This window comes from Megasphaera sp. UBA4233, assembly GCF_002395615.1.
Taxonomy (GTDB): domain Bacteria; phylum Bacillota; class Negativicutes; order Veillonellales; family Megasphaeraceae; genus Megasphaera; species Megasphaera hexanoica.
The window spans coordinates 23,783-37,494 of the sequence record NZ_DGXL01000026.1 but is presented as its reverse complement, the minus strand read 5'-3'; the positions used below and the strand labels follow the sequence as shown (position 1 = coordinate 37,494).

The window sequence follows — 13,712 nt, the reverse complement described above, 5'->3', positions numbered from 1 at the left end:
CATGAACGATGTAAAAAGCATACTCCTCGTCGGTGTCGGCGGGCAGGGGACGATTCTGGCCAGCAAGATTCTCACCCAGGGTCTCATAGAAAATGGATACGATGTCAAAATGAGCGAAGTCCACGGCATGAGCCAGCGCAGCGGTAGTGTCAGCACCCAGGTACGGTTCGGTGCGAAAGTCTACTCCCCTATCATCGGGGAAGGGACGGCGGATATCCTCGTTTCCTTTGAAGAAATGGAAGCTGCCCGGTACGCTCATTTTCTGAAAAAAGATGGCAAGGCTGTCGTCAATACGTACCGTATCCCGTCCATGCCAATCCTGACCGGTAATCAGGACTATCCCGATGATATCATCGGCATGCTCCGCCAGCGCGTGTCGACGATGGCTCTCGATGCGACGGGGATTGCAGAAAAAGTGGGAAATCCCAAGAGTGCCAATGTCGTTTTGCTGGGAGCCCTGGTCAAAGCCATGGGGCTGACTGATATCAATTGGGACCCGATCATTGCCAAGACAGTTAAACCGGCTTTCATTGACGTAAACCGCAAAGCCTTCGCCGCCGGTATGGCAGCGGTAGGATGACGGCGCTTATCATACAGCAGAAACAGAGACGCTGGGCCTACCTGGTTCTCAGCGTCTTTCTCCTGCTGTTCCTCGGACTCATTTATGCTTGGTCTGTATTCCGCATACCGTTGGAACAGGAATTTGGCTGGTCTAAGAGCGGGACATCGCTCACCTTTTCCATCTCTATGGTCATGTTCTGCCTGGGCGGTCTCATATCAGGCGTCCTGACAGCCCGCAAGGGCATGAGGATAACTCTCGTCCTGGCGGCGCTCCTCCTCGTCTCCGGGTTCGGGCTGGCCTCGCAGATTACATCCCTCATGGGCATATACCTGACGTACGGCGGCATGGCCGGTCTCGGTGTGGGTCTCGGTTATAATGCGGCCATCAGCACTATCATGCGCTGGTTTCCGGACAAACAGGGCCTCGTCTCAGGCATTGCTCTCATGGGATTTGGATTTGGTGCTATGATACTCGGCACGGCTGGAGCCTCACTGATTAGCCTTGCCGGCTGGCGTATGACCTTTCTCCTCATCGCCGCGTCTTATGCCGTCGTCATCGCCCTGGCCGTTGTTATCCTTCGGCCGCCTGATGCAGACTTTACGGCAGCTCTGTCGGGCGCTCTCCCCAAAGGAAAAGAGGCACGGGAAGAAATCGGCTGGCAGGATATGCTCCGCCGCCAATCGTTCTGGTTGTTTTTTCTCTGGGCCATCCTCCTGAGTGCGGCCGGCCTTTCCATCATCAATATTTCTGCCGGGTATGCCGGGACTTTCGTAGGTGGAAATCTCACACAGGCAGCAGCTATTGCCGGTGTCATTTCTATCGCCAATGGCGCGGGCCGCGTACTGGCGGGGCAGCTCTTTGACAGCAAGGGCTACAAAGTCACTATGTATACCGTCTCTGTGGTCTATCTGGCAGCGGCTGCTGCCCTTGCCGGTGCCGATGTGAGCCACAGCCAGCCTGTCCTTCTGACAGCCTTTGTCCTTACGGGCTTGGCCTATGGCGCCTGTCCGCCGACGGGGTCTGCCTTTGCTGCCTCATTCTATGGCTCCCGGAATTATGGCATGAATTTCAGTATCGTCAATCTCAATCTTATCGGCGCTTCGACCCTCGGCCCCATGTTTGCCAATGGTACGCCCATGATGGCTTTTATCATCATCGCCATACTGGCCGTTATCGGAGTTGTCATTACGACGGCAATCCGCCGCTAACCAGTGACAGGCAGCAGATGGATGAATCGGAAGGCTCCAGCTGTACTCCCTTCTCTCACCGTTCCGGCCTTTGCCGGGATGATGCTTTCCGGTTTGTCTGTGTGCTGCCTGTTGAAACAAATGCACTGCAGGGGTAACCTGTGGTACAATATAGGTATTCATCATAAAGGAGTGATTTTCTATGGCAAATAAAGAAATGTATGCACTGGGTTCCCAGGGTTCGGCTATCCGCGAACTGTTTGCGTACGGACAGGCCCAGGCCACCAAGGTAGGCAAAGAAAATGTATTTGATTTCAGTATCGGCAATCCGACTGTACCGGCCCCTTCGTGCATCCGGGAATCGATTGAACATATCCTGGCTACACGGGAATCAGCCGCTATCCACGGCTATACGGCTGCTGCCGGGGATCTGGCCGTTCGCAAAGGACTGGCAGACTATATGAATCAGACCTATGATGCCGGCGTTGGGGCCGATAATTTCTACATGACCTGCGGGGCTGCAGCATCACTGACCATTTCTCTTAAAGCTATCGTCGAAGATCCTGATGATGAAATCATCGTCGTCGCACCTTTCTTCCCGGAATATACAGTCTTTATTGCCAATGCTGGCGCCAAAAAAGTCATGCTGCCTCCTGATACGGATCACTTCCAGATTAAACTGGACGAACTGGAAGCTGCTATCACCCCCCATACGCGGGCTCTCATCGTCAACTCGCCGAATAACCCGGCAGGTACGGTCTATTCGCGGGAAACGATGGAAAAAGTGGCAGCCATCCTGACTAAGAAGAGTGCCGAAATCGGCCATACCATCTACCTTATTTCCGATGAACCGTACCGGGAAATCACCTACGACGGTCTGGAAATCCTCTATATGCCGGCTATTTATCCCGATACGCTCGTATGCTATTCGTACAGCAAATCCCTGAGCCTTCCCGGCGAACGTATCGGCTACATCCTCGTACCGGATTCTGTATCGGACAAAGACGTGTATCCTGCCGTCTGTGGAGCCGGCCGGTCCATGGGCTTCGTCTGCGCGCCTCATCTCTTCCAGGATGTCGTCCTCCAGTGCCTGGGCAAGACCAGCGATATGAGCATCTACGATGACAATCGCAAGCTCCTGTACAATGGCCTGAAAGATATGGGTTATGATTGCGTCTATCCCCAGGGGGCCTTCTATCTCTTCGTCAAATCACCGGAACCGGATGCCAAGGCATTTTCCGACAAGGCCAAGGCCCTGAACCTGCTCATCGTACCGGCAGACAGCTTCGGTTGCCCGGGTTACGTCCGCGTCTCTTACTGCGTCGAAGCTGATATGATCCGCCGCAGCTTTGCCGCCTTCCAGAAGCTCATCGACCAGTATAAATAATGGTGGCGCCGATGGGCCGGGAATTTTGAAATTTTCTTAAAGGAGTCTTACTCTTGAATCCATTCGAAATATATCAGGAAAAACTGCACACTCCCGAAGAGGCAGTGCATCTCGTCCAGTCCGGCGACTGGGTCGATTATAGCCAGACCTGTTCCTTTCCGGCGGCTCTCGATGCGGCTCTGGCGGCACGGCGGGATGAGCTCACTGACGTGAAGGTGCGCCACGCCATATCGATGCGCCCTGTCCAGATAGTAGAACAGGACCCGCAGCGGCAGGCCTTTACATACAACCTCTGGCACTGCTCGGGACTGGATCGTAAGTATATCGATACGGGACGGGCTTTCTTCTCGCCTATGATGTTCCGCTTCTGCGGCTCCTATTACAGCCGCGGCCAGGCGCCGGTCAACGTGGCCATGGTGACCGTATCGCCCATGGACCGCTATGGCAATTTCAGCTATGGCCTGACTAACTGCTGTATGCAGGAAATGCTCGATGCGGCTGACCGGATTATCCTGGAAGTCAATCCCCATATGCCTTTTATATACGGTATGGCCGATGATCACATCAATATCCGCGACGTCGATGCTGTCGTTGAAAATGATCAGCCTCTGAGCGAAGCCCCAAGCCGGGGAGCCAGTGAACTGGATAAGCAGATTGCCGCCCAGATTTTTCCCTTCATCCACGATGGAGACACACTGCAACTCGGCATCGGCGGTATGCCCAATGCCCTGGGGTCGCTCATTGCCGGGTCAGACCTCAGGGACCTGGGCATGCATACAGAACTCATGAGCGATGGCTATCTCGACCTGTATAAGGCCGGCAAGATCACCAATAAGCGTAAGACCCTGCAGAAGGGAAAGGGCGTATTTTCCATCTGCAGCGGATCGAAGGAGCTCTATGAGTTCCTCGACCACAATATTGACATTCTGTCGGCGCCCATGCATTATGTCAACGACCCGGAAACGATCCGTCAGCTGGACCATTTCGTTTCCATCAATGGCTGCATTGCCTGCGACCTCTACGGCCAGGTCAGCTCCGAATCGGCGGGGACGCGGCAGATCAGTGGGACCGGCGGCCAGCTTGATTTCGTCACCGGTGCCTATACGGCAGAACACGGCCGGACCTTCCTGGCCATGGCGTCGAGCCGGGTGGACAAGAAAGGCGTCCGTCATTCCAACATCGTACCACGCTTTACCGGCGGTGACATCATCACGACGCCGCGGGCACAGACCATGTACATCGTCACCGAATACGGGGCGGTCAATCTGGCCGGACTTACGACGTGGCAACGGGCAGAAAAACTGATCGGTATCGCTCATCCCGATTTCCGGGACGAACTCATCAAAGCCGCAGAACAACAGAAAATCTGGAGGAACAGTAACAAGAAATGAAATTTATCGTAGAAGACCGCATTTTTGAAAACGTACCTGATTTATATATCGGTGTCGTCGCCGTTAAAGGCGTAGATAACAGCAAATCCTATCCGCAGATCGAAGCCATGCTGGACGAATCCATCGCTGCAGCACAGCAGAAATTCGACGGTGTCAAAGTCAAGACATCGCCGGACATCGTGCCCTATCGCGAAGCGTTCCGCACGCTGGGCCTCAACCCAAACCGCTTCCCCTGCTCTGTCGAAGCCATGTTCAACCGCATCAGCAAAGGCAAGGGGATGCCCCATATCAATCCGCTGGTGGACCTGAACAATGCCCTGTCATTGAAGTATACCATCCCCATGGGGACCCATGACCTGGGCCGGTCGCCGGAAGATATGGAAATGCGTTACGCCCGGGAAGGCGACCATTTCCTGCCTTTCGGGGAAACGGAAGAAGAAGCGCCCGGTGAAGACGAAGTCGTCTACGCCGTCGGCCATGAAGTCCGCACGCGCCGCTGGACCTGGCGCCAGAGCGAACACGGAAAAATCACGGCTGATACGAGCTATGTGTTCTTCCCTATCGACGGATTCGTCGATTTCAATAAAGACCGGGTTGATGCGGTCATCGCCGAACTGTCGGACATCCTGAAAAACGTCTTCGGATGCCCTGTCGTAAGCGGCGTCGTCACCAAAGACCACCCGTCTGTTGATGTGACCTTATAATTTGTCCATTTAGATAGGACGGCCAGCAGAATGCCTGTCAGAGGCCTGCTGGCCGCTTTTTTGTCAAAGAGAGCAAAAAAATTTTACATATTATGGTATGGAGCGGCGGGAATACAAACCAGAAAGAGGATACTACTCCCGATTGTGTCGGTTTTATATTTTGGCATAACTGTTTCGTATACTTGAAATGATACATAGCATTACCTGATATACGATTGCGCCGCCTGCTTCCTGTGTGCGCAAGTCTGCCCGGTCAGAGCTATCGTTACAAAAGAATGGTAAACCCATAGAAAAATGACTCCTGTCATGGTACTCTTATAGGCAGGAGTTATTTTTTTACTGGGAGGTAAGGCTGTATGGATAATGAACAACGGAAACGAATCTGGCAGCGGTTCATGGAAGACGGGACCCTGGACCCGCGCCTGCCGCCTCTTGTCGCCCGGTCATGGCAGGAATGCCGGTGCCGCGGTGTCGATCCCTGGCGGCGCAGCAGTACGACCGCCGATCCGGGGAAATGGCAGCAGATCCTGCAGCGCAGCCGTCTCCTTCTGCAGACGGCTGGTCCCATCATGCAGTCCGTCCATGAAATCATCCGCGATTCCCATTTCCTGCTGGCACTGACCGATGAAGAAGGCTATGTCCTGTCTACCATCGGCGATGATGCCATCCTGGCCCGTTCAGAAAATATCCTCTTCCGCCGGGGCTCGGTGTGGCGCAACGATCAGGTAGGGACTAATGCGCCGGGCATCGCCCTGGAATATAATCAGCCCGTCCAGCTCATCGGTGCCGAACATTACTGTGCCGACCAGCACGGCTGGACCTGCTCGGCTGCCCCTATCCACGGCGTAGACGGAGCGGTCATCGGCAGCCTCGACTTATCGGGCAGTGCCGGAGCCGCCCATCCTCATACGCTGGCACTGGTCGTAGCTTGCGCGTTCAGTATCGAACGGACGCTCATCAGCTACCATCAGAGTCATTTCATGCGGGCCGCTGCTAACGGTATCCGCGAATCGATTCTGCTGCTGAATGACAAACTGGAACTGCGCTGGGCCAATGCCACGGCCCAGCGGGAACTGGGCTTGTCCCAGGCCCGTCTGGCCGGACTCGACTTCCATCAGGTTATGCCCCAGGTCGATTGGGACATGACCGATGATGCCCACCGCCATGCCCCGCTGTATATTGATGACCTGCGCGTCGTCCTGCCCGGAAATGTACGCCGGTTCAGTGCGACCATCTCCAAGACTGCCGACGCGACAGGCCGGACCTATACGGTTATCCTGCGACGGCAGGAACACCTCTTCCGTTCAGTCAACCGCGTGTCGGGCAATCAGGCCGCCTATACCTTTGGCGATATCTATGCGGCCGATCCCCTGATGAAACAGGTCATCGACCGGGCGCGCCAGTATGCCCGCTATGATGGCAGCGTCCTCATCGAAGGCGAAAGCGGTACGGGCAAAGAACTGTTTGCCCAGGCCATCCACTCGGGCAGCAGCCGGGCTGACGGCCCCTTTGTCGCCGTCAACTGTGCTTCCCTGCCGCGGGATCTCATGGAAAGCGAACTGTTCGGTTATGAAAAAGGCGCCTTTACCGGAGCTCTCCGGGAGGGAAATCCGGGAAAATTCGAGCTGGCCGACCATGGCACCCTGTTTCTCGACGAAATCGGGGAAATGCCTATCGAATTCCAGGCCAAACTGCTGCGTGCCGTAGAGACATTGCGCATCCGCCGTATCGGCGGTAAAGAAGAGAAAAAACTGGATGTACGGGTCATCGCCGCGACAAACCGCCATCTCGAACAGGAAGTAGGACGGGGAGCCTTCCGGGGCGATCTCTACTACCGGCTCAACGTCCTGCGTCTCGACATCCCGCCCCTGCGCCAGCGGCCCGGCGATATCGCCTGTTGTACAGACCGGTTCCTGGCCCGGTTTAACAAACGATATCCCAGCCGGCAGCGCCACCTGGCTCCCGATGCCATGCCGGCGCTTTTGGCCTATGACTGGCCTGGTAACGTGCGGGAATTGCAGAATGCCCTGGAACGAGCCTTTTATACCAGCAGTGGCCCGGCTATTACGGCATCAGACTTTCATCTGCCTTCATCACAGCATGATGCCCTATCGCCATCGTCTCCCCTTTCTCCGGAATCTCCGGCGGAAGCTGCTTCGTATGAACGAGCCGAATGCCTGCACTATCTCGAAGAAGCCCGGGGCTGCGTCGAACAGGCGGCGTCTGCCATGGGCGTCAGCCGGGCCACCTTTTACCGCCTGTGCCGTCACTATGGCATCGTGCCGAAACAGATCCGCCGGCAATTTCACTAAGTATCAAAAATCTCATTTATATCAAAATATATCACTGGTTTCTTGAGAAAAATAAGAATAATGAGACAAAATAACCTCGCAGGGTTCGCGTATTCACCTGACGAGGTTTTTTTGCAGACTCTTCAACGCCGCCAATAGGGCATCCTTCCGGGATATGGCAGACAGATGGCTCCTGATTTCTTTATTTGGCATAGAAATTCCATATAAATAAGCAAAATCTGGTATTACCTATGTTAAAAGGAGGAACAACTTATTATGGCAAATAAGATTACATTGAATGAAACATCGTATTTTGGCAAAGGTGCCATTAACGAAATCGTAACAGAAGTCAAAAACCGCGGCTGCCAGCATGTCGTCGTCATCACCGACAAGGACCTCATGAAATTTAAAGTAGCGACGAAAATCACAGACCTGTTCGATGGGGCCGGCATTGCCTATACCGTTTACGATCATATCAAACCGAACCCGACCATCCAGAATGTACAGGAAGGCGTCGAATTCTGCAAGCAGGCTAAAGCTGATATCATCGTAGCCGTCGGCGGCGGTGCTGCCATGGATACATCCAAGGCCATTGCCATCATCCTCACCAATCCGGAATTTGCCGACGTACGCAGCCTCGAAGGGGCATCGCCGACGAAAAACAAATGTCTGCCCATCATTGCCGTTTCTACGACCAGCGGCACGGCAGCCGAAGTAACCATCAACTACGTCATTACTGACCCGGAAAAACACCGTAAATTCGTCTGCTGTGACCCCCACGATATCCCTATCGTAGCCGTCATCGACCCTGATATGGTCGCATCGATGCCGAAGAAACTCTGTGCCGCTACCGGCATGGATGCTCTCGTACACGCTATCGAAGGCTATATTACAAAGAACGCCTGGGAAATGACCGATATGATGCATCTCAAAGCCATTGAAATCATCAGCAAATGGCTTCGTAAATCCGTCGAAGGCGACATGAAAGCCCGTGAAGAAATGGCCCTCGGCCAGTATATCGCCGGCATGGGATTCTCCAACGTCGGCCTCGGCATCGATCACTCCATGGCCCATCCCCTCAGTGCCTTCTATGACATTCCTCACGGTGTAGCTTGTGCTATCCTCCTGGCACCGGTCCTCACCTTCAATGCCGAAGCAACGGGCGAACGCTACCGTGAAGTAGCCCGTGCCATGGGCGTCGCCGGTGTCGATGACATGAGCCAGGAAGAATACCGCAAGGCTGCTATCGATGCCTGCCAGAAACTGGCCGATGATGTCGGAATTCCCCATAAATTATCTGACCTGGGCGTACAGGAAAAAGACATCGACTTCCTTGCCGACTCTGCCATGGCCGATGCTTGCACACCGGGCAATCCTCGTGATGTAGAAAAATCCCAGATCGTCGCTCTCTACAAATCCATTCTTTAATGAATCAGCTAAAAAAACCGCCCTGCATGTATCGCGTGCAGGGCGGTTTTTGACTGTCATTTCTTCATCTTGTTGAATACGGTCTGGCGGGAGACGTTCAGGAGTCTGGCTATGTCTGTCTGGGTATAGCCTTTGTCGGATAGTTCCTGTATGAGGATTTGTTCGATGGTCGTTTCCAGGTTTTTCATATTGAGGGACAGGGAACCCGTATCAAGGAGCTGCGGTGTCTGTTCTTCCTCTGTCGTGTCGAACAGGTATTGGTAGGACGAATCACCGGTATCGCCATAGATATGGTATCGCAGGGCTACGCTGTACAGTTCCCGGATATTTCCCCACCAGTGATGATGGGTAAGTATTTTTTTCAGTGTCTGTGGGACCGGGACCGAGGTGCCGGAGATGGTATTGAGAAAATAGGAGAACAGGTACGGGATATCCGATGGTCTGTCGTTGAGGGGGGGCAGGGTCAGGCGCAGGGTGTTGATGCGGAAGAAGAGGTCCCGCCGGAATGTCCCCTTGCGGACCGACTGGATGATATCGGCATTGCTGGCCGAGATGATGCGGATGTCGAGGGGAATGACGTAGTCTGACCCCAGGCGCATGACCTGTTTTGTTTCCAGGACGCGCAGCAGTTTGGACTGGATGTCCTGAGGCATGCTGTTGATTTCATCGAGGAAAATCGTGCCATTGTGGGCGATTTCAAAGAGGCCGGCCTTGCCTTCTTTGCGGGCTCCTGTGAAGGTGCCTCCTACGTAGCCGAACAGTTCACTTTCGAGGATATCCGGTGGCAGGGCGGCACAGTTGATGGCGACGAAGGGGCCGTTGCGCCGGGGACTGGCGTTGTGGATGCTCTGGGCAAAGAGTTCTTTGCCGGTGCCGCTTTCCCCTTGTATGAGGATAGGTGCATTGTAAGAGGCCATGGTGGCAGCACGACGGATCAGCGTCTGCAGGGCCGGGTCGGTCGTCTTGATATCGGAGAAATGATGGCTGGCCGTGAGGCCTGTCCGGGAGAGTTTGTAACGGATATTTTTTTCCATCCGCTGCAGTTCGGTCACGTCACGCAGAGTGAGGATATACTGTTTTTCCTTATCCATGAGGAATACGTCCGAATTGGCTACCAGGGTATAAGGCGGCCGCTGGATGATTTTTTCTTTGAACGATGGCTGGCTCCCCTCCTGCCAGTCCGGGAAAATATCGCGTATGTTCCGCGTATTGGGCGGCAGGGACAGGAAAGCCCGGGCCTGACGGTTGATATGAGAAATGACGCCTCCTGTGGAATACAGGATGATGCCGTCGGTCACGTGGGACAGGATGGAGGCCAGGAGAGAAAGCTGGCGGCGGTCTTTCTTATTGAAGGCAATGAGTTCCAGGGCATACTGGTATACGGACAGGATGGTCGATTCGCTGGGCCGGATGGGATAAATCGGCATGGGGCTGTTCCGGGCAATCTGGGGCAGCAGAGTGCAGCCGACGATGGCCGTATCGGGCGTCACCGGCAGGCTTTGCACCATTTTCAGCAGTTTGTGGTAAGTCGGTTCGATCCCGTAGGGAGGATGGACGATGAGGCGCTGGCGTACATCCGGCGGGCAGGCGTTGATATTGAAGATGAAATGTTTATTCAGGAACAAATGGATTTTCTGGCAGTGGATATCCCGGAGAGTATACAGGACATCATTTGTCGAGCTGTACAGGCAGAGAATGGGGACTTCGTCGATGGCATTGGACAATATCTGATAGGACCCGCTGTTGGTGATGATGACCCGGGCTCCTTTGCGGATCATAGCGCGGGCCTGGTCCGGCAGACGGGGGAAATCGATGATTTCAATCCTGATGGCGACGTGATGCGTATTGAAGCTCTCCTGATAGGACCACAAGGTCTGTTCTATCATGCGTTCCTGCACGGTATCGGCGATTAAAAAATAGATGGTATCCATAGTCGCCCTCCTTTTCTTTGTACCAGTGTATACCGGAATGGGATGTCTGTAAATGCCAGATGTAAAAGACGACAAAAATATTTAACATTCCGTACAAATACCAGATTGGCCGGATGGTGACAAAGCGCATTTGCAGGGCATTTTGCCAGCTATAGTATCTGGCACGGTTATTCCATGTACAGTAGTGTAATGCAGTCATTTAGTTTACGTTCCAAAAAGGACGGGAGGTCTATACATGAAAAAATTACTTTCTGGTAATGAAGCGATTGCCCGCGGGCTTTATGAAGCAGGCGTCAGCTTTGCATCAGCTTACCCGGGTACGCCGAGTACAGAAATCCTGGAAAACGTAGCCAGGTACGATGAAATCTACTCCGAATGGGCACCGAATGAAAAGGTTGCCGTCGAAGCGGCTATCGGGGCATCCATGGGCGGTGTCCGGTCGTTTGCAGCGATGAAGATGGTCGGCCTCAACGTAGCGGCTGATCCGATGTTTACTTTTGCCTATCAGGGAATCAACGGCGGCATGGCCTTCGTCAATGCCGATGACCCGGGCATGCATTCCTCACAGAACGAACAGGATAACCGCCGCTATGCCAAGGCGATGAAAATTTGTATGCTCGAACCGGCTGATTCACAGGAATGTCTCGATATGACCCGGGCAGCTTATGAAATCAGCGAAAAATACGAATCGCCGGTCATGATCCGCCTGACGACCCGGGTGGACCATTCCAAGAGCCTGGTCGAACTGGGTGAACGGAAGGAAGTCCCGGCTGTTCCCTATGTCAAACAACGGGACCGTCTTGACGATGTGCCGGCCGTTTCCAAGCAGCGCCGCTATGTCATTGAAGAACGGGAAAAACAGCTGAAGGAATATTCGGAAAATTCTTCTTTCAACTATGAAGAAATGCACGATACGAAAATCGGGATCGTCGCATCCGGCGTGGCTTATATGTATGCCAAAGAAGTGCTGGGAGACAAGGCGTCGTACCTGAAAATCGGCTTTTCCTATCCTCTGCCGATTGAAAAAATCCGTGCTTTTTCCAAAAAAGTAGATACATTGTATGTCGTCGAAGAACTGGATCCGGTCATGGAAGAACAGATAAAAGCGGCCGGCATCGACTGTCACGGCAAGGATGTCATCCCAAATATTGATGAACTCAATCCCAATATCGTGGCTACGGGTATCCTGGGTAAGGGTTTCCCCAGCAAGACTGTTCCCGATGGCCTGTTTGTCCCCCGTCCGCCTGCTCTTTGTGCTGGCTGTCCTCACCGGGGATTCTTCTATGAACTGGGCAAGCGCAAAGATACGGTCATGGTCGGCGATATCGGCTGTTATGCCCTGGGCGGGTCGGAACCGCTCAATGCCAAGGATCTAGGTGGCTGCATGGGCAGTGCCTTCTCTATCGGCCACGGCATGAGCCACGCCTTCTCCAAGAGCGGCCAGCAGAAACGGGTCGTCGCCTGCATGGGCGATTCTACCTTTTTCCATACGGGCATCAATTCCCTGACGGAAGTATCGTACAATAAATCCAATACGATCTGCGTCATCCTCGACAACCGTATCACCGGTATGACGGGCCATCAGGATAATCCCGGTTCGGGCTATAATATCAAAGGCGAACCGACGACGCTCATCGACGTGGAACGGGTCGTACACGCTCTGGGCCTGAAAAATGTCCGCACCGTCAATCCCAACAACCTGGCCGATATGAAAGCAACCCTCGACTGGGCCTATTCTCTGGAAAATGAACCGGTAGTCATCATCACCAGATGGCCGTGTGTACTCAAGAAATTCTCCCAGGAAGATGCGGAAGAATTCAATCTGGATCATACGCCGTGCGTCGTCGATGAAGAAAAATGCATCGGCTGCAAGAAGTGCATGACCACAGGCTGTCCGGCACTGCGCTTCAATCTGAAAGATAAGAAATCGGAAATCGTCGAAAGCGACTGCGTTGGCTGCCGCGTATGCGCACAGGTCTGCCCGGTCAAGGCTATCAGCAGAAAGGGGTATAAATAATGAGTGATGTAACGAATGTACTGCTCGTCGGTGTCGGCGGACAAGGTACTATTCTGGCCAGTAAAATCCTGACCATGGGTCTCATAGAAAACGGATATGATGTAAAAATGTCGGAAGTACATGGCATGAGCCAGCGTGGCGGCAGCGTCAGCACCCAGGTCCGCTTCGGGAAAAAGGTCTACTCTCCGATTATCGGGGAAGGCATGGCAGATATCCTCGTCGCCTTTGAAGAAATGGAAGCGGCCCGCTATGCCAAATTCCTGAAACCCGATGGCAAGATGGTCATCAACCGGCTCTGCATCCCGTCCCTGCCGGTCCTCTCCGGTCAGGTTGCCTATCCGGAACACATTATTGAATCACTGAAAAGAGATTTCCCTGTACTCGACCTCGATGCTACCCGCATTGCTACGGAAATCGGCAATCCCAAGAGTGCCAACGTCGTACTCCTGGGGGCTCTCGTCCAGGCACTGGGCCTGACCAACCTGGACTGGTCGGACTTCATTTCCCGTACGGTCAAACCGAAATTCGTCGATGTCAATCTCAAGGCCTTCCAGAAAGGCCGCGAGGCCGTCGCAGGCGGGGAAAGATAGTGACCAGTAATTAGTTTGCAGGGAAAATAATCCGGCAGTGTCAGATCAGAGACAGGGGCTGTACCCCAATGGCTGAAAAGCTCATTAGGGTACAGCCCCGTTTTACGCGCAGAAACGGCAAAGCCCTACTGACCACCAGCCGTTAGCTGCTGACTGCTAACGGCTGGCCTTCCCCGGCCAGCGGTCTTTCCTCTGCAAACTCGGGACTGCAAACTATCTTTTTC

The 13,712-nt window shown here is 53.8% G+C and carries 10 protein-coding genes; 9 read left to right on the top strand and 1 reads right to left on the bottom strand.

From position 1 onward, the window contains the following. Position 1: 1 nt before the first annotated feature. The 7 genes from B2U90_RS09490 (at position 2) to fucO (ending at position 8,950) form a co-directional block, all read left to right on the top strand. Positions 2 to 580 carry an indolepyruvate oxidoreductase subunit beta gene (locus tag B2U90_RS09490; RefSeq protein WP_292017653.1) on the top strand — a complete coding sequence of 193 codons (579 nt, stop codon included), beginning with the start codon at positions 2 to 4 and terminating at the stop codon, positions 578 to 580. Then, the gene (locus tag B2U90_RS09485; RefSeq protein ID WP_292017652.1) at positions 577 to 1,770 is read left to right on the top strand and encodes an MFS transporter; all 1,194 of its coding nucleotides are present in this window, start codon (positions 577 to 579) and stop codon (positions 1,768 to 1,770) included. Before B2U90_RS09490 ends, B2U90_RS09485 begins: the two co-directional genes overlap by 4 nt. 181 nt (positions 1,771 to 1,951) lie before the next feature. Then, a complete protein-coding gene (locus B2U90_RS09480) occupies positions 1,952 to 3,136 on the top strand; it encodes a pyridoxal phosphate-dependent aminotransferase (protein ID WP_059076280.1) in 1,185 nt (394 codons plus the stop codon). Between the two features lie 53 nt (positions 3,137 to 3,189). Beyond that, a complete protein-coding gene (locus tag B2U90_RS09475) occupies positions 3,190 to 4,527 on the top strand; it encodes an acetyl-CoA hydrolase/transferase family protein (RefSeq protein ID WP_292017651.1) in 1,338 nt (445 codons plus the stop codon). Continuing rightward, on the top strand, positions 4,524 to 5,231 hold the full coding sequence (locus B2U90_RS09470) for a B3/B4 domain-containing protein (protein WP_059076282.1): 708 nt from the start codon (positions 4,524 to 4,526) through the stop codon (positions 5,229 to 5,231). The genes B2U90_RS09475 and B2U90_RS09470 overlap by 4 nt, the downstream gene beginning before the upstream one ends. A gap of 356 nt (positions 5,232 to 5,587) precedes the next feature. Then, the gene (locus B2U90_RS09465) at positions 5,588 to 7,543 is read left to right on the top strand and encodes a sigma-54-dependent Fis family transcriptional regulator (protein WP_059076284.1); all 1,956 of its coding nucleotides are present in this window, start codon (positions 5,588 to 5,590) and stop codon (positions 7,541 to 7,543) included. A gap of 255 nt (positions 7,544 to 7,798) precedes the next feature. Further along, entirely contained in the window at positions 7,799 to 8,950 is a 1,152-nt protein-coding gene (gene fucO, locus B2U90_RS09460; protein ID WP_292017649.1) for a lactaldehyde reductase, read from the top strand. A gap of 56 nt (positions 8,951 to 9,006) precedes the next feature. Here fucO and B2U90_RS09455 read toward each other — a convergent pair whose 3' ends face one another. Then, a complete protein-coding gene (locus B2U90_RS09455; RefSeq protein WP_292017648.1) occupies positions 9,007 to 10,881 on the bottom strand; it encodes a sigma-54 interaction domain-containing protein in 1,875 nt (624 codons plus the stop codon). A 235-nt stretch (positions 10,882 to 11,116) separates the two neighbouring features. Between B2U90_RS09455 and iorA the strand changes: the two genes are divergently transcribed. Next, positions 11,117 to 12,898 carry an indolepyruvate ferredoxin oxidoreductase subunit alpha gene (iorA, locus tag B2U90_RS09450; RefSeq protein ID WP_292017647.1) on the top strand — a complete coding sequence of 594 codons (1,782 nt, stop codon included), beginning with the start codon at positions 11,117 to 11,119 and terminating at the stop codon, positions 12,896 to 12,898. Next, positions 12,898 to 13,488 (top strand): indolepyruvate oxidoreductase subunit beta, encoded by a 591-nt coding sequence (locus B2U90_RS09445; RefSeq protein WP_292017646.1) that lies wholly within the window; start codon positions 12,898 to 12,900, stop codon positions 13,486 to 13,488. The genes iorA and B2U90_RS09445 overlap by 1 nt, the downstream gene beginning before the upstream one ends. Positions 13,489 to 13,712: the final 224 nt, after the last annotated feature.